Origin of the sequence: Mesorhizobium sp. M0136 (genome assembly GCF_040322515.1) — a bacterium.
Taxonomy (GTDB): Bacteria; Pseudomonadota; Alphaproteobacteria; order Rhizobiales; family Rhizobiaceae; genus Mesorhizobium.
Map to the genome: position 1 here is coordinate 1 of NZ_JAMYTP010000045.1, position 21,680 is coordinate 21,680.

General features: G+C 61.9%; 17 protein-coding genes, 1 tRNA gene and 2 pseudogenes. 2 read left to right on the forward strand and 18 right to left on the reverse strand.

The genetic code is table 11. The annotated features are described in order from the left end of the window. The 4 genes and pseudogenes from NKJ35_RS29855 to rpsL form a co-directional block, all read right to left on the reverse strand. Window positions 1–85 (reverse strand): annotated as a pseudogene (locus NKJ35_RS29855) (GTP-binding protein); the annotation flags it as partial. Between the two features lie 67 nt (window positions 86–152). Beyond that, window positions 153–2,243 carry an elongation factor G gene (gene fusA, locus NKJ35_RS29860; protein WP_352651199.1) on the reverse strand — a complete coding sequence of 697 codons (2,091 nt, stop codon included), beginning with the start codon at window positions 2,241–2,243 and terminating at the stop codon, window positions 153–155. Between the two features lie 30 nt (window positions 2,244–2,273). Next, the gene (rpsG, locus tag NKJ35_RS29865; RefSeq protein WP_008875664.1) at window positions 2,274–2,744 is read right to left on the reverse strand and encodes a 30S ribosomal protein S7; all 471 of its coding nucleotides are present in this window, start codon (window positions 2,742–2,744) and stop codon (window positions 2,274–2,276) included. A gap of 85 nt (window positions 2,745–2,829) precedes the next feature. Continuing rightward, complete coding sequence (gene rpsL, locus NKJ35_RS29870) at window positions 2,830–3,201, reverse strand: 30S ribosomal protein S12 (protein WP_006333356.1); 372 nt, start codon at window positions 3,199–3,201, stop codon at window positions 2,830–2,832. Between the two features lie 462 nt (window positions 3,202–3,663). Between rpsL and NKJ35_RS29875 the strand changes: the two genes are divergently transcribed. Both NKJ35_RS29875 and NKJ35_RS29880 read left to right on the forward strand, forming a co-directional pair. Next, window positions 3,664–3,945 carry a transcriptional regulator gene (locus NKJ35_RS29875; RefSeq protein ID WP_254817147.1) on the forward strand — a complete coding sequence of 94 codons (282 nt, stop codon included), beginning with the start codon at window positions 3,664–3,666 and terminating at the stop codon, window positions 3,943–3,945. 123 nt (window positions 3,946–4,068) lie between these two features. Further along, complete coding sequence (locus tag NKJ35_RS29880; protein WP_352651201.1) at window positions 4,069–4,998, forward strand: Gfo/Idh/MocA family protein; 930 nt, start codon at window positions 4,069–4,071, stop codon at window positions 4,996–4,998. 48 nt (window positions 4,999–5,046) lie between these two features. Here the strand turns inward: NKJ35_RS29880 and NKJ35_RS29885 are convergent, their stop codons facing one another. From NKJ35_RS29885 to NKJ35_RS29950, 14 genes and pseudogenes are all read right to left on the reverse strand, one after another. Beyond that, the gene (locus tag NKJ35_RS29885; RefSeq protein WP_352651203.1) at window positions 5,047–5,712 is read right to left on the reverse strand and encodes an O-methyltransferase; all 666 of its coding nucleotides are present in this window, start codon (window positions 5,710–5,712) and stop codon (window positions 5,047–5,049) included. A gap of 86 nt (window positions 5,713–5,798) precedes the next feature. After that, window positions 5,799–9,995, reverse strand: a pseudogene (gene rpoC, locus NKJ35_RS29890) (DNA-directed RNA polymerase subunit beta'). 188 nt (window positions 9,996–10,183) lie between these two features. Further along, complete coding sequence (gene rpoB, locus NKJ35_RS29895; protein ID WP_254817143.1) at window positions 10,184–14,320, reverse strand: DNA-directed RNA polymerase subunit beta; 4,137 nt, start codon at window positions 14,318–14,320, stop codon at window positions 10,184–10,186. A gap of 282 nt (window positions 14,321–14,602) precedes the next feature. Continuing rightward, complete coding sequence (rplL, locus tag NKJ35_RS29900) at window positions 14,603–14,980, reverse strand: 50S ribosomal protein L7/L12 (RefSeq protein WP_140752948.1); 378 nt, start codon at window positions 14,978–14,980, stop codon at window positions 14,603–14,605. 54 nt (window positions 14,981–15,034) lie between these two features. Then, on the reverse strand, window positions 15,035–15,553 hold the full coding sequence (gene rplJ, locus NKJ35_RS29905) for a 50S ribosomal protein L10 (protein ID WP_008875657.1): 519 nt from the start codon (window positions 15,551–15,553) through the stop codon (window positions 15,035–15,037). A 391-nt stretch (window positions 15,554–15,944) separates the two neighbouring features. Further along, a complete protein-coding gene (gene rplA / locus NKJ35_RS29910; protein ID WP_254817142.1) occupies window positions 15,945–16,643 on the reverse strand; it encodes a 50S ribosomal protein L1 in 699 nt (232 codons plus the stop codon). A gap of 4 nt (window positions 16,644–16,647) precedes the next feature. Further along, entirely contained in the window at window positions 16,648–17,076 is a 429-nt protein-coding gene (rplK, locus tag NKJ35_RS29915; RefSeq protein WP_352651205.1) for a 50S ribosomal protein L11, read from the reverse strand. 160 nt (window positions 17,077–17,236) lie between these two features. After that, window positions 17,237–17,764, reverse strand: coding sequence for a transcription termination/antitermination protein NusG (gene nusG, locus NKJ35_RS29920; protein WP_006333333.1), 528 nt, complete (start codon window positions 17,762–17,764; stop codon window positions 17,237–17,239). Window positions 17,765–17,791: 27 nt separating this feature from the next. Then, window positions 17,792–17,995, reverse strand: coding sequence for a preprotein translocase subunit SecE (gene secE, locus NKJ35_RS29925; protein ID WP_023680439.1), 204 nt, complete (start codon window positions 17,993–17,995; stop codon window positions 17,792–17,794). A 359-nt stretch (window positions 17,996–18,354) separates the two neighbouring features. Further along, window positions 18,355–18,430 (reverse strand) — tRNA-Trp (locus tag NKJ35_RS29930). Window positions 18,431–18,507: 77 nt separating this feature from the next. Beyond that, entirely contained in the window at window positions 18,508–19,023 is a 516-nt protein-coding gene (locus tag NKJ35_RS29935; protein ID WP_352651206.1) for a hypothetical protein, read from the reverse strand. 128 nt (window positions 19,024–19,151) lie between these two features. Next, the gene (locus NKJ35_RS29940) at window positions 19,152–19,634 is read right to left on the reverse strand and encodes a group II truncated hemoglobin (RefSeq protein ID WP_352651208.1); all 483 of its coding nucleotides are present in this window, start codon (window positions 19,632–19,634) and stop codon (window positions 19,152–19,154) included. Window positions 19,635–19,748: 114 nt separating this feature from the next. After that, a complete protein-coding gene (locus NKJ35_RS29945) occupies window positions 19,749–21,440 on the reverse strand; it encodes a COG3904 family protein (protein WP_352651210.1) in 1,692 nt (563 codons plus the stop codon). Between the two features lie 156 nt (window positions 21,441–21,596). Next, a partial coding sequence (locus NKJ35_RS29950; RefSeq protein ID WP_455749504.1) for an EF-Tu C-terminal domain-related protein occupies window positions 21,597–21,680 on the reverse strand: 84 nt, incomplete at its 5' end.

Consider the following 21,680-nt stretch of genomic DNA (forward strand, 5'->3'; position numbering starts at 1 on the left):
TCAGCGACGTCTTGCCATGGTCGACGTGACCAATCGTGCCAATGTTCACATGAGGCTTAGTGCGCTCGAATTTACCTTTTGCCATGTGATCTCTCCATTCCTGCCAGCCCGTGCGGGCCTTGAATTAAGTTACTGGTGCAACTCGTTTCGAGTTACGCGTATTTCTTCTGGACTTCCTGGGCGACCGCGGTCGGGACCGGCTCGTAATGGTCGAACTGCATCGTGTAGGCCGCGCGGCCCTGGCTCATCGAGCGAAGGTTGTCCACGTATTTGAACATGTTGGCGAGCGGCACCATCGCGTTGATGACCACCGCGACGCCGCGGGCTTCCTGGCCCTGGATCTGGCCACGACGGCCGTTCAGGTCGCCGATAACGCTGCCGACGTAATCTTCCGGCGTCACCACCTCGACCTTCATGATCGGCTCGAGCAACTGCACGCCAAGCTTGGGCGCTGCTTCACGGAAGCAGGCGCGGCCGGCGATTTCGAAGGCCAGAACCGACGAGTCCACGTCGTGGTAGGCGCCATCGATCAGCGTCGCCTTGACGCCGATCATCGGGAAGCCGGCGAACGGGCCCGAGGTCATGACGCTGTTGATGCCCTTTTCGACACCGGGGATGTATTCCTTCGGCACAGCGCCGCCGACGATCTTGGTTTCAAACTCGAATTCGCTGCTTTCCGGATTCGGCTCGAACAGGATCTTGACGCGGGCGAACTGGCCGGTACCGCCGGTCTGCTTCTTGTGCGTGTAGTCCTGCTCGTGCTTGCGGGTGATCGTCTCGCGGTAGGCCACCTGCGGCGCGCCGACATTGGCCTCGACCTTGAACTCGCGACGCATGCGGTCGACGATGATGTCGAGGTGAAGTTCGCCCATACCGGAGATGATCGTCTGGCCGCTTTCCTCGTCGGTCTTGACGCGGAAGGACGGATCCTCGGCGGCCAGGCGGTGAAGGGCGAGACCCATCTTTTCCTGGTCGTTCTTGGTCTTCGGCTCGATGGCGATCTGGATGACCGGATCGGGGAATTCCATGCGCTCGAGGATGACCGGATGCAGCGGATCACTGAGCGTGTCGCCGGTGGTGGTGTCCTTGAGACCAGCGAGGGCGACGATGTCGCCGGCAAACGCCTCTTCGACGTCGGCGCGCGAATTCGCATGCATCTGCAACATGCGGCCGATGCGCTCTTTCTTACCCTTCACGGTGTTGTCGACTGACATGCCCTTGGTGAGCTTGCCCGAATAGATGCGGGCAAAGGTGAGCGAACCGACGAACGGGTCGTTCATGATCTTGAAGGCGAGCATCGACAGCGGCTCGTTGTCGTCGGCATGACGCTCGATCTCGGCGTCGGTCTTGGCGTCGACGCCCTTGATGGCAGGCACATCGGCCGGCGACGGCAGATATTCGACGACGGCGTCGAGCAGCGGCTGCACGCCCTTGTTCTTGAAGGCCGAGCCGCAGAACATTGGATAGAACTTCACCGCGATCGTGCCCTTGCGGATGAGCGCACGGATCTCGTCGTTGCTCGGCATCTTGCCTTCGAGGTAATTCTCGAGCGCCGTTTCGTCCATTTCGACGGCGGCCTCAATCATCTTCTCGCGGTATTCTTCGGCACGAGCCTTGAGGTCGGCAGGGATCTCGACGATGTCCCAGGCAGCGCCCAGCGTCTCGTCGCGCCAGACCAGCGCGTTCATCTCGACGAGATCGACGACACCCTTGAACTCGGTCTCGGCGCCGATCGGCAACTGCATGACGACGGCATGCGCACCGAGGCGCGAACCGATCATCTCGACCGAGCGGTAGAAGTCGGCGCCGATCTTATCCATCTTGTTGCAGAAGATCATGCGCGGCACGCGATACTTGTCGGCCTGGCGCCAGACAGTCTCCGTCTGCGGCTCGACACCGGCATTGGCATCGAGCAGCGCGATGGCACCGTCGAGTACGCGCAGCGAACGCTCGACCTCGATGGTGAAGTCGACGTGGCCGGGGGTGTCGATGATGTTGAAGCGATACATCTTGCCGTCGCGACCCTTCCAGAAGGTCGTGGTGGCGGCCGACGTGATGGTGATGCCGCGCTCCTGCTCCTGCTCCATCCAGTCCATGGTGGCAGCGCCGTCGTGGACTTCGCCAATCTTGTGCGACTTGCCCGTGTAATAGAGGACGCGCTCGGTGGTCGTCGTCTTGCCGGCGTCGATATGCGCCATGATACCGAAATTGCGGTAGTCTTCGATTTTATATTCGCGGGCCATGGGAGGTGCCTCTTCAGTCTCGTTCGCGCTTTACCAGCGGTAGTGCGCGAAAGCGCGGTTGGCTTCTGCCATCTTGTGGGTGTCTTCACGCTTCTTGACGGCGGTGCCGCGGTTGTTTGCCGCGTCCATCAGCTCGCCGGAGAGGCGGTCGACCATGGTGGTCTCGTTGCGGTTGCGGGCGGCAGCGATCAGCCAGCGGATGGCCAATGCCTGCCGGCGCTCGGGGCGCACGTCGACCGGAACCTGGTAGGTGGCGCCGCCGACGCGGCGTGAACGCACTTCCACATGTGGCGCGACATTGTCGAGCGCCTGATGGAAGACGGTGACCGGCTCCTGCTTGGTCTTGGACTGGACCTGGTCGAGCGCGCCGTAGACGATGGTCTCGGCAACCGACTTCTTGCCATCATACATGACGGCATTCATGAACTTGGTGACGATCAGGTCGCCGAACTTCGGGTCCGGATTGATCTCACGCTTTTCTGCACTGTGACGACGGGACATTTTTTCTCTGCCTCAATTCTACGCGGTGGCCTGGATCCCGGATCGTCGCTTGACGCCGTCCGGAACGACCTTGGCTACGCTTCGGTCACTTCGGACGCTTGGCGCCGTATTTCGAACGGCGCTGCTTGCGGTTCTTCACGCCTTGCGTGTCGAGCACGCCGCGGATGATGTGGTAACGGACGCCCGGAAGATCCTTGACGCGGCCGCCACGGATCATCACCACCGAGTGTTCCTGAAGGTTGTGGCCTTCGCCGGGGATGTAACCGATCACTTCAAAACCATTGGTCAGACGGATCTTGGCCACCTTGCGCAGCGCCGAGTTCGGCTTCTTCGGCGTCGTGGTGTAGACGCGCGTGCAGACGCCCCGCTTCTGCGGGTTCTGCTGCATGGCCGGGACCTTGTTGCGCTTCACCGGCGCAATGCGCGGCTTGCGGATCAGCTGGTTGACGGTAGGCATTAAACCCTCTTGTCTCTCAATTCCGTGTCTTGCCCGGTCAGGGCCGCTCAAAGCGTCATTTCCATACGCAAATTCGGGCCACAAACCGCGCCTCGCGGTCTTGCCCGAACAAATGGCAGAGGAAGCGGAAGCCGCTTCATGCACGCCGGAAATGTCTTTTCGCTCGTAAAACGAACCCTGTTTGAGGCAAACTCCAAAGCGTGTCGCTTCGGAAGCGAGAGCCTCACATCGGTTCTGACTGGGCGGCTTCTACTCGTGTGGCCACTGTCCGTCAACCCCGGAGCGGCAAATATTGCGCTGAACCCGAGGTTTGGCAGCCATGCGAAAAACGCATGTAATTTTCTTGCGCCGTTTTTCAAGAGGAAGGCAGAAAGTGACCGGCTTGCGGCTGTTTCCACGCCGTGCTTCGTGCGAAAAGGCGGCATGAACAGCCCAAAACCCCTCGCCCGGAGGTACGAACCCGTGAATGACAATGAGGAGCGCCCGGTCACCATTATTACCGGCCGGGTGTGGAAGCGCAAAGGCGGCAAGCCGGAAGGCGTGCATGTGATGCTGGTCGCCCCGGACGACGATTCGGCGGTGCGCCGCGCTCTCGAATCACTTGCCGCGGAAGGTTACGCCGAGGCCGAGCTCGACCAGATCGGTGACCTGGACGGCGTGCCCGACGAGGAGCCGCATCTGTCCGCCTATCAGGGCGCGCTCGAAGGCGAAGTGTCGATCGTGACCTTCGATGTGCCGATCTGAAGAGATCTGAATCGCGGTCGATCTCACGGCCGGCGACAAAAGCCCGGCGACTTGCCCGACACAAGTTCTCTGCTAAGAAGCGACCTCCGGTAAAACCAAGCACACTCAACCCGCGGAGCTCCCATGTCCTCTAATCCCATCAAGCTCGGCATCGTCGGCGTGGGAAAGATCGTCCGCGACCAGCACCTGCCGGCCTTGGCGAAGGACCAGGATTATCGCCTGGTCGCCGCAGCGAGCCGCCACGGCAAAGTCGAAGACATCCCGAATTTCCCGACGATCGAGGCGATGCTCGACGCGGTGCCGGAGCTCGAGGCGGTGTCGCTGTGCATGCCGCCGCAGTTCCGTTATGACGCCGCACGCACGGCGCTGGTGGCGAAAAAGCATGTCTTCCTGGAAAAGCCGCCGGGCGCGACCGTCAGCGAGGTCGAGGACCTGAAGGCGCTGGCGGCAGCGAACGGCGTCTGTCTGTTCGCCAGTTGGCATTCACGCTATGCGCCGGCTGTCGAGGCCGCTCGCGCTTTCCTCCGTTCAACCAAAATCAGATCGGCCGCTATCATCTGGAAGGAAGATGTCCGCCGCTGGCATCCGAATCAGGAATGGATCTGGGCACCGGGCGGCTTTGGCGTCTTCGATCCCGGCATCAACGCACTGTCGATCGCCACCCACATCCTGCCGCCAATGTTCATCAGTTCGGCAGAGCTCGATTTTCCGGAGAACCGTGCATCCCCGGTCGCGGCCCATGTCACCTTCCGCACCTCGGATGGATTGCCGGTGACGATGGAACTCGACTGGCTTCAGACCGGCCCGCAGAGCTGGGACATCCTGGCCGAGACGGACCGGGGTAAAATGGTGCTTTCCGGCGGCGGCTCGAAGCTCGCCGTCGACGGCCGCGTCGTTCACGAGGAGCCGGAAGCGGAATACCCGATGCTTTACAGGCGCTTTGCCGAGATCGTGCGCGCGGGTACCTCCGACGTCGATCTCGCGCCCCTTCAGCACGTCGCCGACGCCTTCATGCTGGGCAAGCGCAATGTGGTGCAAGCTTTTTTCGATTGATCAGCGGGCGTCGGCCGGATCGCATGTCCGGCCACTCACCGCGCAAGTTCAATTGACGATCGCTATAGCAAAGCCGTCATAGCCTTTGGCGCCAACAGTCTGGATCGCGGTGCCTTCCAGACGCTTGTCGCCGCCGATGAACGAGAACGCCGCGCGTGCCCCTTCGACATTGGCGTCACGACCATCTTCATTCACCACCGCGCCGTCACGGATGACATTGTCGCAGACGATGACGGTCCCCGGCCTCGAAAGACGCATGGCCCACGACAGATAGTGCGGGTTGTTCGGCTTGTCGGCGTCGATGAAGATGAAGTCGAACGGCCCGGCATTCTCGGCGGCTAACGCCGCAAGCGATTGAAGCGCCGGTCCGACCCGCAGTTCTACCCGGTCCGACACCCCTGCGCGTTCAAAGTTCGACCGCGCGACACTGGCGTGGTGCGGGTCAAGCTCGAGCGTCACGACCTTGCCGTCCACGGGCAACGCTCGCGCCATCCAGATTGTCGAGTAGCCGCCCAACGTGCCGATTTCGAGTACCTTCTTGGCTCCCTGCATTCGCGCAAGAAGTGACAGCAGCTTGCCTTGTGCCGGCGAAACATCGATCGCCGGTAGGCCGCCGCCGCGGTTCGCCGCCAGAACGGCATCGAGGGCGGGATCCGCATCGAAAAGAGCCTCGACAATGTAGTCGTCGACAGAAGCCCAGGTCTTCATGCTCATCGTTTTCTTCTCCGGTCCGATTGGAGAACCAAAATGCGAAAAGGGGCCACTTGGGCCCCTCTTCTATCTTCTCTTTTCTTGCGCGCTTACTGCGCGGCGGAAGCCATGTCGGTCAGCATCGGCTCGGCGACCTCGACGCCGGACGCCTTGCGGCGCTCGTCGATGATCAGCTCGTCGCGCGAGGTGGCGATGCGCCGGATCTGGCTCATCGTGCCGCCGGTGCCGGCCGGGATCAGCCGGCCGACGATGACGTTTTCCTTCAGCCCCTGCAGCATGTCGGTCTTGCCGGCAACCGCAGCTTCGGTCAGCACCCTCGTCGTCTCCTGGAAGGAGGCGGCCGAGATGAAGGACGGCGTCTGCAGCGAGGCCTTGGTGATGCCGAGCAACACCGGCTGGCCTTCTGCCGGCTTCTTGCCTTCCTCGACCAGGCGCTCGTTGACCTCTTCCAGTTCGATCACGTCGACGTGGTCGCCCGGAATGTAGGTCGAATCGCCCTGCGTGGTGATCTCGACCTTCTGCAGCATCTGGCGAACGATCACCTCGATGTGCTTGTCGTTGATCGACACGCCCTGCAGTCGGTAGACCTCCTGGATCTCGTTGACGAGGTAGGAGGCAAGCGCCTCCACGCCCTTGATCGCCAGGATGTCGTGCGGCGCCGGATTGCCGTCGAGGATGTAGTCGCCCTTCTCGATGACGTCGCCGTCCTGGAGATGGAACGGCTTGCCCTTCGGGATCAGGTATTCGACCGGCTCAAGCGTCGAGTCATGCGGTTCGATGATGATACGGCGCTTGTTCTTGTAGTCGCGGCCGAAGCGGATCGTGCCATCGATCTCGGCGATGATGGCGTGATCCTTCGGACGGCGTGCCTCGAACAGCTCGGCAACACGCGGCAGACCGCCGGTGATGTCCTTGGTCTTGGCGCTTTCCATCGGAATACGCGCCAGCACGTCGCCGGGGCGAACCTGTGCGCCCGGCTCGACCGAAAGAATGGCCTCGACCGAGAGCAGGAAGCGGGCGTCGCCACCCTTCGACAGCTTGCCGACCTTACCCTTGGCATCCAGGACGGCGATCGCCGGCTTGAGGTCGTTGCCGCGTGGCGTCGAACGCCAGTCGATGACCTCGCGCTTGGTGATGCCGGTCGATTCGTCGGCGGTTTCCTGAACGGAAATGCCGTCGACCAGATCCTCGAACGCGACCTTGCCCTCGATTTCGGTGAGGACCGGGCGGGTATAAGGATCCCACTCGGCGATACGCTGGCCGCGCTTCACCTTGTCGCCATCGTCGACGAAGATGCGCGAACCGTAGGTGACGCGGTGCGTGGCGCGTTCCTTGCCGGCCTCGTCGAGGATCAGCACCGCCATATTGCGGCCCATGACCATCAGCTGGCCGTCGGAGTTGCGCACCACGTTGCGGTTGCGGATCTCGACCTTGCCCTCGTACGAGGCTTCAAGGAACGAGGAATCCACCACCTGCGCCGTGCCGCCCATGTGGAAGGTACGCATGGTGAGCTGGGTGCCCGGCTCGCCGATCGACTGCGCCGCGATGACGCCGACAGCCTCGCCCTGGTTAACGGGAGTGCCGCGGGCCAGATCGCGTCCGTAGCAGACCGCGCAGACGCCGACCCTGACCTCGCAGGTCAGCGCCGAACGGATGCGGACCGACTGCACGCCGGCTTTTTCGATCAGTTCCACGTCACGCTCGTCCATCAGCGTTCCGGCCTTGACCAGAACCTCGCCGGTCACCGGGTGGGTGATGTCATCGAGCGAGGTGCGGCCGAGGACGCGCTGGCCAACCGAGGCGACGACCTGACCGGCATCGACGATCGGCTGCATTGTGAGGCCCTTGTCGGTGCCGCAGTCGAGCGAGTTGACGATGCAGTCCTGCGCCACGTCGACGAGACGACGCGTCAGATAACCCGAGTTCGCCGTCTTCAAGGCGGTGTCGGCCAGACCCTTGCGGGCGCCGTGGGTCGAGTTGAAGTACTCGAGCACCGTGAGGCCTTCCTTGAAGTTCGAGATAATCGGCGTCTCGATGATTTCACCGCTAGGCTTGGCCATCAGACCGCGCATGCCGGCGAGCTGGCGCATCTGGGTGGGCGAACCGCGCGCACCGGAGTGCGACATCATGTAGATCGAGTTCATCGGCTTCTGACGGCCGTTGTCCTCGAACTCGACAGCCTTGATGCGGGCCATCATTTCGTCGGCGACCTTTTCCGAGCACTTGGCCCAGGCGTCGACGACCTTGTTGTACTTCTCGCCCTGGGTGATCAGGCCGTCATTGTACTGCTGCTCGTACTCCTTGGCCAAAGCCTCGGTGTCGGACACCAGCTTGATCTTGGCGTCCGGAATAACCATGTCGTCCTTGCCGAACGAAATGCCGGCACGGCAGGCGTGGCTGAAGCCGAGAGCCATGATGCGATCGCAGAAAATGACCGTCTCCTTCTGACCGCAATGGCGGTAGACGGTGTCGATCATCTTGGAGATGTTCTTCTTGGTCATCTCCTGGTTGGCGGTCTCGTAAGGCACATTGTGGTTCTTCGGCAGAAGTTCGCCGATGATCATGCGGCCAGGCGTAGTGTCGTAGATCTTCGACACGACCTTGCCGTCGGCGTCGACCGTACGGAAGCGCCCCTTGATCTTGGCATGCAGCGTCACCGCCTTGGTCTCGAGCGCGTGCTGGAGTTCGCCCATGTCGGCAAACACCATGCCCTCGCCCGGCTCGTTCTGGTTGACGATCGAGAGATAGTAGAGACCGAGAACCATGTCCTGCGACGGCACGATGATCGGCGCACCGGAAGCGGGGTGCAGGATGTTGTTGGTCGACATCATCAGCACGCGGGCTTCGAGCTGCGCCTCCAGCGACAGCGGCACGTGGACCGCCATCTGGTCGCCGTCGAAGTCGGCGTTGAAGGCCGTACAGACCAGCGGGTGAAGCTGGATCGCCTTGCCTTCGATCAGGATCGGCTCGAACGCCTGGATGCCGAGGCGGTGCAGCGTCGGCGCGCGGTTCAACAGCACCGGATGCTCGCGGATGACCTCGTCGAGGATATCCCAGACCTCCGGACGCTCCTTCTCGACCAACTTCTTCGCTTGCTTGACGGTCGAGGAGTAACCCTTGGCGTCGAGACGGGCGTAGATGAAGGGCTTGAACAGTTCGAGCGCCATCTTCTTTGGCAGGCCGCACTGGTGCAGCTTGAGCTCCGGACCGGTGACGATGACCGAGCGGCCGGAATAGTCGACGCGCTTGCCGAGCAGGTTCTGGCGGAACCGGCCCTGCTTGCCCTTCAGCATGTCGGACAGCGACTTCAGCGGACGCTTGTTGGCGCCGGTGATGACGCGGCCGCGACGGCCGTTGTCGAACAGTGCATCGACGGCTTCCTGCAGCATGCGCTTTTCATTGCGCACGATGATGCCGGGTGCGCGCAGCTCGATCAGCCGCTTCAGGCGGTTGTTGCGGTTGATGACGCGGCGATAGAGATCGTTCAGATCCGACGTGGCGAAACGGCCGCCGTCCAGCGGGACAAGCGGACGCAGGTCCGGCGGGATCACCGGAACCCACCGTCTTTTTGGTTGGCTGGGTCATATGTGTATATGAGACTGGTTCTGGACGTCCTTGTGCCGCTTCAGGTACTTTTTCTGCTTGAGCTCGGAGGTGGTCGAAGCCAGCTCCGAACGCAGATCGCCGGCGATCTTCTCGAGGTCCATGCCGGCCAGAAGGTCGTGGATCGCCTCGGCGCCGATCATGGCGGTGAACGAATCCTCACCATATTCGTCGACGGCCATCATGTACTCTTCCTCGCTGAGCAGCTGGTGCTCCTTCAGCGCGGTGAGGCCGGGTTCGGTGACGATGTAGTTCTCGAAATAGAGGACGCGCTCGATGTCCTTCAGCGTCATGTCGAGCAGCGTGCCGATGCGCGACGGCAGCGACTTCAGGAACCAGATGTGGGCGACCGGTGCCGCCAGCTCGATATGGCCCATGCGCTCGCGGCGGACGCGCGACAGCGTGACTTCGACGCCGCACTTCTCGCAGATGACGCCCTTGTACTTCATGCGCTTGTACTTGCCGCACAGGCACTCATAGTCCTTGATCGGACCAAAAATGCGTGCGCAGAACAGGCCGTCACGCTCCGGCTTGAAGGTGCGGTAGTTGATGGTCTCCGGCTTCTTGATCTCGCCGAACGACCAGGACAGAATCTTCTCAGGGCTGGCAAGCGAGATCCGGATGGAATCGAACACCTGCGCGGGCGCCTGGGGATTGAAGAGATTCATGACCTCTTGGTTCATGCCGTTCTCCTTTTCGGGGTCCTCGAAAACCCCTTGCATCTAGCGCGGGCCAAACGCCCGCCGACTTGATCGGCCATCGGCCGAAGAAACTCTGTTGTTTGAGCATGATCTTGGCCGAAAACCGGTAACCACTTTTCGGGATCATGCTCGGCGTCCGGTCGCGGGAAGACCGCGGCCGGACGTCTTGCTTATTCGGCCGCGTCGGGCAGCCGGATCGGGTTTTCGTCGAGCTTGGTGTTCTCCAGCTCGACGTTGAGGCCGAGAGACCGCATTTCCTTGACGAGAACGTTGAAGCTCTCGGGGATGCCGGCCTCGAAGGTGTCGTCGCCTCTGACGATCGCCTCGTAGACCTTGGTGCGGCCGGCGACGTCGTCCGACTTCACCGTCAGCATCTCCTGCAGCGTGTAGGCGGCGCCGTACGCTTCCAGCGCCCAGACCTCCATCTCGCCGAAGCGCTGGCCACCGAACTGCGCCTTGCCGCCCAGCGGCTGCTGGGTAACGAGCGAGTACGGCCCGATCGAACGCGCGTGGATCTTGTCGTCCACAAGGTGGTGAAGCTTGAGCATATATATATAGCCCATCGTCACTTTGCGATCGAACGGCTCGCCGGTGCGTCCGTCATAGAGCTGCGACTGACCGCTGGTGTGCAGGCCCGCCTGCTCCAGCATGATGTTGATGTCGGCCTCGTGCGCGCCGTCGAACACCGGTGTCGCGATGGAGACGCCGCGGCGCATCTGCTCGCTGAGGCGAATGATGCTCTCGTCGTCATATTCGCGGATCGGCTCGTTGCGGTCGTTGGCCGGCATGAAGCTCTCGAGCGTCTTGCGCAGCGGCTTGATGTCGCCCGCCGTCTTGTACGCGTCGATCAGATCGCCGATCTTCTTGCCCATTCCGGCGCAAGCCCAGCCCAGATGCGTTTCCAGGATCTGGCCGACATTCATGCGCGACGGCACACCCAGCGGGTTGAGCACGATATCGGCATGCGTGCCGTCCTCGAGGAAAGGCATGTCCTCGACCGGAACGATCCGCGACACGACACCCTTGTTGCCGTGCCGGCCGGCCATCTTGTCGCCGGGCTGCATCTTGCGCTTCACGGCCACGAAGACCTTGACCATCTTCATGACGCCCGGAGGCATTTCGTCGCCGCGCTGCACCTTCTCGACCTTGTCCATGAAGCGCTGCTCGAGCGCCTTCTTGGAATCGTCGTACTGGCCACGCAGGGCTTCCAGTTCGCTCTGGAGCTTTTCGTTCTCCACGGCAAACTGCCACCACTGCGAACGCGGATACTCGTCGAGCGTGTCCTTCGACAGCTTCGAGCCTTTCTTGAAGCCCTTCGGCCCGGCAATCGCTTCCTTGCCGACGAGAACGTCGGAAAGACGCGAATAGACGTTGCGGTCGAGGATCGCCTGCTCGTCGTCGCGGTCCTTGGCGAGGCGTTCGATCTCCTCGCGCTCGATCGCCATGGCGCGCTCGTCCTTCTCGACGCCGTGGCGGTTGAAGACACGCACTTCGACGACCGTGCCGAAGGTTCCCGGAGGCATGCGCATCGAGGTGTCGCGCACGTCCGAGGCCTTTTCACCGAAGATGGCGCGCAGCAGCTTTTCTTCCGGCGTCATCGGGCTTTCGCCTTTCGGCGTGATCTTGCCGACCAGGATGTCGCCCGGCTGCACTTCCGCACCGATGTAGACGATGCCGGCCTCATCGAGGTTCTTCAGCGCTTCTTCCGAGACGTTCGGGATATCGCGCGTGATCTCCTCCGGCCCGAGCTTGGTGTCGCGGGCCATGACTTCGAATTCCTCGATATGGATCGAGGTGAAGACGTCGTCGGCGACGATGCGCTCGGACAGAAGGATGGAATCCTCGTAGTTGTAGCCGTTCCACGGCATGAACGCGACCAGCACGTTGCGGCCGAGGGCCAGATCGCCGAGTTCGGTCGACGGGCCGTCCGCAATGATGTCGCCCTTGTTGACCCGGTCGCCCATGCGCACCAGCGGACGCTGGTTGATGCAGGTGTTCTGGTTCGAACGCTGGAACTTCATCAGCCGGTAGATATCGACGCCGGACTTGCCGGGATCGAGATCTTCCGTGGCGCGGATGACGATACGAGTCGCGTCCACCTGGTCGACGATGCCGCCGCGGCGGGCGCCGATGGCGGCGCCCGAGTCACGGGCGACGATCGGCTCCATGCCGGTGCCGACGAACGGCGCTTCGGCGCGCACCAGCGGCACGGCCTGACGCTGCATGTTAGAGCCCATCAGCGCACGGTTGGCGTCGTCGTTCTCGAGGAACGGGATCAGGGCCGCGGCCACCGACACCATCTGCTTCGGCGATACGTCCATCAGATCGACGTTTTCGCGCGGCGCCATCATCACTTCGCCGGCGTTGCGGCAAATGACGAATTCGTCGACGAAATGACCATTCTTGTCGAGCTCGGCATTGGCCTGCGCGACGTGGTGCTTGGCCTCTTCCATAGCCGACAGGTAAACGACCTCATTGGTCAGCTTGCCATTGACGATCTTGCGGTACGGGCTCTCGATGAAGCCGTATTTGTTGACGCGCGCGAAGGTCGCCAGCGAGTTGATCAGGCCGATATTCGGGCCTTCCGGCGTCTCGATCGGGCAGATGCGGCCGTAATGCGTCGGATGCACGTCGCGCACTTCGAAACCGGCACGCTCGCGGGTCAGACCGCCCGGTCCAAGCGCCGAAAGACGGCGCTTGTGGGTGATCTCCGACAGCGGGTTGGTCTGATCCATGAACTGCGACAGCTGCGAGGAACCGAAGAACTCGCGCACGGCGGCAGCCGCCGGCTTGGCGTTGATCAGGTCCTGCGGCATGACCGTGTCGATCTCGATCGAGGACATGCGTTCCTTGATCGCGCGCTCCATGCGCAGCAGCCCGACGCGGTACTGGTTCTCCATCAGCTCGCCGACCGAGCGCACGCGGCGATTGCCGAGATTGTCGATGTCGTCGATCTCGCCCTTGCCGTCGCGCAGTTCGACCAGCGTCTTGACCACGGCCAGGATGTCCTCCTTGCGCAGCACGCGCACCGTGTCCTCGGCCTTGAGCTCAAGGCGCATGTTCATCTTGACGCGGCCGACGGCCGACAAGTCGTAGCGCTCGCTGTCGAAGAACAGCGAGTTGAACATGGCTTCGGCGGTCTCGAGCGTCGGCGGCTCGCCCGGGCGCATGACACGATAGATGTCGAACAGTGCGTCCTGGCGGCTCTCGTTCTTGTCGACGTTGAGCGTGTTGCGGATGTAGGCGCCGACGTTGACATGGTCGATGTCGAGAACCTTGATCTCGTCCTCGCCGGTGCCGAGCAGCACTTTCAGCGTCTTTTCGTCGATCTCGTCGCCGGCTTCGAGGAATATCTCACCGGTCGCATAGTTGACGATATCCTCGGCGAGATAGTTGCCGAGCAGATCCTCGTCGGTCGCCTTGATCGCCTTGAGACCCTTTTCGCCAAGCGCCCTGGCCTGGCGGGCAGTGATCTTCTTGCCGGCTTCGACGACGACCTCGCCGGTGTCGGCGTCAACCAGGTCACCAACGGCCTTGAGGCCGCGGAAACGCTCGACGTTGAATGGGATACGCCAATGGTCGCCGGCGCGCTTGTAGGTGATCTTGTTGTAGAAGGTCGACAGGATCTCTTCGCCGTCCATGCCGAGCGCCATCAGCAGCGACGTGACCGGAATCTTGCGGCGGCGGTCGATACGGGCGTGCACGACGTCCTTGCTATCGAACTCGATGTCGAGCCATGAGCCGCGATAGGGAATGACGCGCGCGGCAAACAGAAGCTTGCCGGACGAGTGCGACTTGCCCTTGTCATGGTCGAAGAAGACGCCCGGCGAACGGTGCATCTGCGAGACGATGACGCGCTCGGTGCCGTTGACGATGAAGGTGCCGTTCAAGGTCATGAGCGGCATGTCGCCCATGTAAACGTCCTGCTCCTTGATGTCCTTGATCGACTTCGCGCCGGTATCCTCGTCAATATCGAACACGATGAGGCGCAGCGTCACCTTGAGCGGCGCCGCGTAGGTCAGGTCGCGCTGACGGCATTCGTCAACGTCGAATTTCGGTCCCTCGAACTCGTACTTCACGAATTCCAGCATCGAGGAGCCGGAAAAATCGGAAATCGGGAAGACCGACTTGAAAACTGCCTGCAGCCCCTCGTCAGGACGCCCGCCCTTGGGCTCCTCCACCATCAGGAACTGGTCATAGGATGCCTTCTGAACCTCGATCAGGTTCGGCATCTCCGCAACTTCCGGGATCTTTCCGAAAAACTTGCGTACGCGTCTGCGGCCATTGAAAGTCTGGGTCTGGGCCATCGTCGCTCCTTAGCTCAATTCTCGGGACGAGCCTCGCCGCGGCTCGCCTTGCATCTCGGGCCACCTTGGCGGCCCTGTCTTGTTGCCCGCCGCCTGTCGGCGGCTTCTTGTCTTTTCACCCACCACCAATTGGCGGTGGGCCAGAAACGGGAGAAAACCCGTTTCCTGAAGGCCGGTTTGCGGCCCTCAGGAAAGAGGTTTTCGCACTCTTCGCGCTATGAGCCTCCCCTAGACGTGATGGGAGTGGCGGACGGCGCGACGCCATCCGCCGGTACTCAACGCTTACTTCAGTTCAACCTTGGCGCCGGCTGCTTCCAGCTGGGCCTTGAACTTGTCCGCGTCGGCCTTGGAAACGCCTTCCTTGACCGGCTTCGGAGCCGCCTCGACCAGGTCCTTGGCTTCCTTGAGGCCAAGACCGGTGATGGCGCGAACTTCCTTGATGACGTTGATCTTCTGAGCGCCTGCCTCGGTGAGGACGACGTCGAATTCCGTCTTTTCCTCGACAGGAGCAGCAGCGGCCGCAGCGCCGCCGGCAGCGGCAACCGCCACCGGAGCAGCGGCGGAAACGCCCCACTTTTCTTCAAGAAGCTTCGACAGCTCGGCCGCCTCGAGGACGGTCAGCTTCGAAAGGTCGTCTACGATCTTTGCCAGATCAGCCATTGCAATGTTCCTTCATAAGGTTCGAACGTGTGTTTGTGATAGCGAGGAACGGCCTCATGCCGCCTCGTCCTTCCGGGCGTAAGCGCCGATGACGCGCGCGACCGAGGCCGCAGGCGCATTGACGATCTGGGCGATCCGGGTTGCCGGCGTGGCGATCATGCCAACCAGCCTGGCGCGCAGCTCATCGAGCGACGGAAGTGTGGCGAGTGCCTTCACACCGTCGGCGTTGAGCGAGGTGGTGCCCATTGCGCCACCGAGAATGACGAGCTTGTCATTTCCCTTGGCGAAATCGGACGCGACCTTCGGCGCCGCAATCGGATCCTCCGAATAGGCGATCAGCGTCTGTCCCTTGAACAGCTCGATGATCGATGCGGAGTCCGTGCCCTGAAGAGCGATTTTGGCGAGACGGTTCTTCGCGACTTTGACGGTGCCACCGGCGGCGCGCATTTTCGACCGAAGGTCGTTCATTTGCGCGACGGTGATACCGGCGTAGTGGGCCACGACGACTGAACCAGCGCTTGAAAACGCATCATTCAGGCCCGTGACGAGTTCGCGTTTTTCCGCTCTGTCCACTGCCTATCTCCAGTTGACCCCTGCCCTCTACGAAGGACAGGCGTCGGGTTGCCTTTTGCCGGCCGGGCCATCCAGTAACGGATCTCCCGAACGACGCTCGAGGATCCTGCCCCCTTTCGCCACACCTGCCGGCAAGCCGGACGGTGCGCAGACAAAAGGCAAACACGGTTCGAACCTTTCATTGGAGCTTTCGCTCCGTTGTCCGGTCTTCACCCGTCTCATGCAGGCCCACATGAATTAAGGCCCACATCACCTAAGGCTTGGGGGCCGCCTGCAATCTCGGACAGGATGTCCGGAAGCCTTTCGACTTCCGGTACCGGGCCACCGACAGGTCGGAGGCCCGGAATTCTTTCACGGATCGGCGTTTTAGCGGCCGATCCAATTGTTCGTATCAGGACGCTGCGAGCGTCGAGACATCGAGCTTGAGGCCCGGGCCCATCGTCGAGGTGACTGACACCTTCTTGACGTAGTTGCCCTTGGCCCCAGCCGGCTTTGCCCTGGTCACCGCGTCTGCGAAGGCGCGGACGTTTTCTTCCAGCGCCTTGACGTCGAACGACACCTTGCCGACGCCGGCATGAACGATGCCGGCCTTCTCGACGCGGAACTCGACGGCGCCGCCCTTCGATGCCTTGACAGCGGCGGCAACGTCAGTGGTGACGGTGCCGACCTTCGGGTTCGGCATCATGCCGCGCGGGCCGAGCACCTTGCCGAGACGGCCGACCAGCGGCATCATGTCCGGCGTGGCGATGCAGCGGTCAAAGTCGATCGTGCCCTTCTGGACGATGTCGACCAGATCCTCCGCTCCGACGATGTCGGCGCCGGCGGCCTTGGCCTCCTCGGCCTTGTCGCCGCGCGCGAACACGGCGACGCGAACGCTGCGGCCGGTGCCGTTCGGCAGATTGACCACGCCGCGGACCATCTGGTCGGCATGGCGGGGATCGACGCCGAGGTTCATCGCGACTTCGACGGTCTCATCGAACTTCACCGAGGAGCGATCCTTGAGCAGCTTCAGCGCCTCACCCAAAGCGTAAGCCTTGTTGGGGTCGATGCCTTCGCGGGTCTTCGATACACGCTTTGCAATCTTTGCCATGATCTCAGCCCACCACTTCCAGACCCATCGAGCGGGCGGAGCCCTCGACCATGCGCATGGCCGCATCGACGTCGTTTGCGTTCAGATCCTTCATCTTCTGCTCGGCGATGGCGCGCACCTTGTCGCGGCCGATCGTACCGGCCTTGAGCTTGCCCGGCTCCTTGGAACCCGACTTCAGGTTGGCGGCCTTCTTCAGGAAATAGCTCACCGGCGGCGTCTTCATGACGAAGGTGAACGACTTGTCCTGGTAGTAGGTGATGACGACCGGAACCGGCGAACCCTTTTCCATTTCCTGGGTCTGCGCGTTGAATGCCTTGCAGAACTCCATGATGTTGATGCCACGCTGACCAAGCGCCGGGCCGATCGGGGGCGACGGCGTGGCCGATCCCGCGGAAACCTGGAGCTTGAGCTGGCCTGCAATTTTCTTAGCCATCTCTCTTCCTGCCTTTTCTCATGCCGGTCTTGCCGGCGGTTGCAGTCTGGTGGTGCGGTCCGCGCGGCCGGCTAAAGCCGCATTCGCCTCCCACCCGCTTTTGGCCGCGCGATCTCCGCGCCGCCTTCCCTGCCGCCGAAACCGGTGCAGGGATTTCGGATCAGCCCTTCTCGACCTGTCCGAATTCCAGATCGACCGGCACAGCGCGCCCGAAGATCGAAACTTCCACCTTGAGCCGCGCCCGCTCCTCGTCCACTTCCTGGACGAAACCGTTGAAGGACGCGAATGGTCCATCCGAAACGCGGATCGCTTCGCCGATCTCGAACGTCACCGACGGCTTCGGCCGCTCGACGCCCTCCTGAACCTGGTTCAGGATACGCTGGGCCTCGGCTTCGGTGATCGGCACCGGCTTGGAGTCGCCCAGGAAACCGGTAACCTTCGGCGTGTTCTTGACGAGCGAGAACACGGCGTCGGTCAGATTGGCCTTCAGCAGCACATAGCCCGGAAAGAACTTGCGCTCGGCATCGACCTTGCGGCCGCGGCGGATCTCGACGACCTTCTCGGTCGGCACCACGATCTGCTCGATGTCGGCGGACAGGCCCTTCTGCTTGGCCTTGTTCTCGATGTCCTCGGCGACCTTCTTTTCAAAGTTCGAGTAGGCGTGGACGATGTACCACCGCGCGGTCATTTCAAGACTTCTCCGTAATCGCCGGACTTACTGTCCGAGGCCGAGGATTTTTTCGACCGCAAAGCCCATGGCCACGTCTGCGGTAAAGAAAAAGATCATCGCGATGACCGCGAACACAAGGACCATCACCGTCGAGATCATCGTTTCGCGCCGCGACGGCCAAGTGACCTTGGCGGTCTCCGCGCGAACCTGCTGGAGAAAGGTGAAGGGATTTGTGGTTTTCGAAGCCATATGCCGCTCTGTCTGCAAGACCCGTTGGCCGGGTCTCCTGGATGATCCCGCTGGCCGGGACGTGCCGCTTGAGCGTGCGTTCGCGCCGAATCAGCGCGATCATTTCGCCCATGCAAATCAGACGCGTAAAGCCGGCTTCCCAGCTCCACGCGTCGCGTGTCTGTCTCGTCTACATAAAACCGATTCTTGATCCACGCAAGTGGCAAGTGTCCGCTTTATGGCCAAACGCCGCCTCGGAACCATCCAGTCGTCCCGTCCCGGCTATGCGGCCCTTATGCCGCAACTCGACCTATGTGGCAAGTCACAAGCCGATTTTCAAAGGCCGCACTGCAAAAGAATCGTTTTAGGCATCCATTCAATGGCACGGGCAGCAGGGCTCGAACCTACGACCTGCGGTTTTGGAGACCGCCGCTCTACCAACTGAGCTATGCCCGTATGCGCATGTCGGCGCAGCAGGCGCTTCCTAAAAGCTTCCGCGCGCTCTGTAAAGAGCGACGTGCGCTACCCAGCCTTCATCTGCGGAAGTCCAGCCGTCCTCCCGGCCATTTCCCGTCGATTCTCTGGTTGCTGACGATCAGGCCGACCCAGGGACGCACGATTTTCGGATCGGTCAGATTGATATATTTTCCAACCAGCCCTTTCGCGCCCTCGCGCCGCGCATCGATCAGCCCTTTGCGCACGCCATGATGCCAATCGAACAATAGGTAAACTCTCTCTCCCGCTGTCTTCACCTCACCCCGGCCGGACTTCCATTTATCGTCGGCATCGCCCGGAATTGTGGGATCGGCACCGCCGTTCCATCGGCTGGACCAGCTGCCGTCGATGGTGTCGTTGCTGTCGCGGTCACTTTCGGTGCCCCACGTTTCGGCGTTTTCATCACTTGCAGTTCCCTCCAGTTTCACGCCGGCGGCGAACGCCGACACCTCCTCGTCGTCGGGAGTGGGGACGTCCATGACGCCAAATGGATTTCGAGTTCCGCGACCGCTGTCAAAGGCGCTGTCTGAACTTTTCTTGCCTTCCGATCTCATCGCAAGTCTCCGGTTCTCAGTGTGGCCCCGCCAGTCGACGGCGACTTCAAACCGTTAGCCTGGAGACCGAAACCTCCATAGCCACCCGTTTTCCTGGCCGGCAGGGTTTTCGACCGATTCGTGCCCGGTCAGTCTCCCGAAGGCGGCTTGTAGGGGCCGCCCGGCACCCCCCAACCCCAGGTCGGCATTGGTTCGCTCTCGGGATCGCAGGTCGGGCCCTTGTTGGAGTTCATCTTGGCCAGCCGCGATCCCCATTCGACATAGCCCATGAAGGCCGAGCGGAATTCGGGATCGTCAGGCAACCCGATCTCGTCGGCGGCGTCGGCAAGAAGATTGATCCAGCGCCGGCGCTGCTCCTCGGTCAGATGCTTGCCGAGATGATGCATCACCATCTCGCGATGGCCGCCATGTTTTTCGCTGTAGGTTTTCGGTCCGCCAAAGACTTCGCCGATGAAAGCCGCGACGTGAGCGGGATGGTCCGGCGACATGTGCTTGAACACCGGCCCGACGATGGGGTCCCGAGCGACTTTGTCGTAGAAGGTCTGGGTCAGGCGGTTCAGCGCTTCGGAGCCGCCGGCCCATTCGAACAAGGTCGGGACATCCTGGCTCATTCGCTATCCCCCATCTGCTCTTCGCTGGACGATAGCGGAAATATCGAGCGCCGCTCAACCTGCCTCGATGGCCAGTCGGCCCGGCTATCATGCCTGCCTTACGATTTGACCGGCCTATGATTTCACGGGCGTGGTGGCCTGAGCCTTGGCGCCCGAGATCTCGCGGCAGTTCTCCGGCCTTGGCTCCGATCTGCAGATGCCAGGCCCGGTCAATTCGTCCGCGGACCCAGGCCCGGTCGTCAGCCCGACTTTCAGCATCATCTCTGGTTCAAGGTGCCGGTAGCGCGAATATTGCGCCGATTGCATCGCCGAAAACATGCCGGGTCCAACAGTCATGTCCTCGAGATAGGCCTTGACCCGCTGCTCGAAGCCCATCGAATGCACGCTCAACTGTGCACGCGGACCGACCAGGCGTTTGACACCGCCGGCGAGCATGATCGGGCAGGCCGAGCCGCACTCGCCGCCGGCATCGACCGTCAGTCCGTTGTAGACGCCGTCTTCGGCCGTGCAGTCGGCCTGCCGCGGCTCGCAGCCAATGAAATCCGTCCGCGCCACGGCGACGTCGAGTTTACGTTCGCGGATCAGCCTTCCGGCCGCCAAAGCACCGAGCACGTCGCCACCCGGCGAACTGACTACGATGGGCAGGCGCCGGTCGCCGACGCTATCAAGCAGTTGGCGCAATTTTTCGGCCGTGTCAGCGGTAATCGTGCCTTCGGCCGAGATCCATTCCGGGCAATTGGGATTGCATAGCGGGTTGCTGCCGCGGACCAGGACGAAGCGCATGTCAGCGACCTCCTTCGCCGGCGGGGTTTCGAGCCCCAGAGGTGCAGGCTCGGCGCTCGCCACCACTTGCCCGGCCGGCTTCGCGATATTCGCCGGCGCCGGCACTTCCCTGCAACTCGCCGGCAACGGATCGGATTTGCACAGGGTTGGCGCGGTCAGCAGGTCGACGGCATCCAGACTGGTGACGAGATTCATTTGCAGCATATCGTAGGGAATCAGTTGCTGGATGCCGCTGGCCGGCGTGCTTTTCATGGTCTCAAGCACGCCCAGGCCGACGCCCATCTCCTTCAGATAGGCCGCCAGCTTCCGCTCCAGCGGTTTGTTCATTTCGTAGGTCTTGTAGCTGCCCGCGTTCTTCCGGCTGACGACCCTGGTACTGAGTATCTTCTTCTTGCCTTTCACCATGCGGTAGGTGGTGCGGTACAGCAGTTTCGTCCGGATATAGGTCGTGGTGATCTGATGGACGCCGAGAAAGGCCCACTCCCCGACCACGCGCCGGATGCCACCGGAAAACATCAACGGGCAGGCGGAATTACAGATGGCGCCGTTGGCATACGCATTGCCGAAATAACGGGCGCCCTTGCCATCGTTTTCCTTGCAGTTCTTCATATCCGGCAGACAGCCGACGAAGCCGGTTTTGCCGACGGCGATATCGAGCTTGTTCTTGCGGATCAGGCGACCAAGTGTCAGCGCCGCTTCGACATTGCCGCCAGGGGAATCGACGACGATCGGCAGCTTTCGGCCGCCAAGCGCCTTCAGCGTGCGTTTGAACAGGGCCGGCGTACCGGCTTCTATGGTGCCTTCCGCCGATATCCATTCCGGACAGGTCGGCTCGCAGCCCGGCGCGCTGCTGCGGACGACGACGAATCGCATCGTCGGACCGAGATCCGGCGTGGATTTTTCCGGCGTGGATTTCTTTGCATCCGCTGCGAAGGCAGCGTGGCCCATGGCAAGCAACGACACTAGGCAGATCAGGCCTAGCGACCACCATGCCTGGCTATGCAAACGGCGCCATGGAACCATTTGGGCAGCCCCTCGATGCAACCTATACTAGTTATGGCAGAGGCGCTTGCAACAGGATTTAAGGCAATGCGGTTAATCCATTGCCAGAATATCAGAATAAAAAGGCGGCCCGAAGACCGCCCTTTTGCATCCGATCTCAACCGACAGCGCCGGCGATTACTCTTTGATGGTGACGACGATGCCGGCACCGACGGTGCGGCCGCCTTCACGGATGGCGAAGCGCAGCTTCTCTTCCATGGC

Bases quoted from the DNA above. Each gene is read 5' to 3' on its own strand.
- fusA (WP_352651199.1), bottom strand. From the start codon at position 2,243: ATGGCCCGCGAATATAAAATCGAAGACTACCGCAATTTCGGTATCATG.
- rpsG (WP_008875664.1), bottom strand. From the start codon at position 2,744: ATGTCCCGTCGTCACAGTGCAGAAAAGCGTGAGATCAATCCGGACCCG.
- rpsL (WP_006333356.1), bottom strand. From the start codon at position 3,201: ATGCCTACCGTCAACCAGCTGATCCGCAAGCCGCGCATTGCGCCGGTG.
- NKJ35_RS29880 (WP_352651201.1), top strand. From the start codon at position 4,069: ATGTCCTCTAATCCCATCAAGCTCGGCATCGTCGGCGTGGGAAAGATC.
- NKJ35_RS29885 (WP_352651203.1), bottom strand. From the start codon at position 5,712: ATGAGCATGAAGACCTGGGCTTCTGTCGACGACTACATTGTCGAGGCT.
- rpoB (WP_254817143.1), bottom strand. From the start codon at position 14,320: ATGGCCCAGACCCAGACTTTCAATGGCCGCAGACGCGTACGCAAGTTT.
- rplL (WP_140752948.1), bottom strand. From the start codon at position 14,980: ATGGCTGATCTGGCAAAGATCGTAGACGACCTTTCGAAGCTGACCGTC.
- rplA (WP_254817142.1), bottom strand. From the start codon at position 16,643: ATGGCAAAGATTGCAAAGCGTGTATCGAAGACCCGCGAAGGCATCGAC.
- rplK (WP_352651205.1), bottom strand. From the start codon at position 17,076: ATGGCTAAGAAAATTGCAGGCCAGCTCAAGCTCCAGGTTTCCGCGGGA.
- nusG (WP_006333333.1), bottom strand. From the start codon at position 17,764: ATGACCGCGCGGTGGTACATCGTCCACGCCTACTCGAACTTTGAAAAG.
- secE (WP_023680439.1), bottom strand. From the start codon at position 17,995: ATGGCTTCGAAAACCACAAATCCCTTCACCTTTCTCCAGCAGGTTCGC.
- NKJ35_RS29935 (WP_352651206.1), bottom strand. From the start codon at position 19,023: ATGAGATCGGAAGGCAAGAAAAGTTCAGACAGCGCCTTTGACAGCGGT.
- NKJ35_RS29940 (WP_352651208.1), bottom strand. From the start codon at position 19,634: ATGAGCCAGGATGTCCCGACCTTGTTCGAATGGGCCGGCGGCTCCGAA.
- NKJ35_RS29945 (WP_352651210.1), bottom strand. From the start codon at position 21,440: ATGGTTCCATGGCGCCGTTTGCATAGCCAGGCATGGTGGTCGCTAGGC.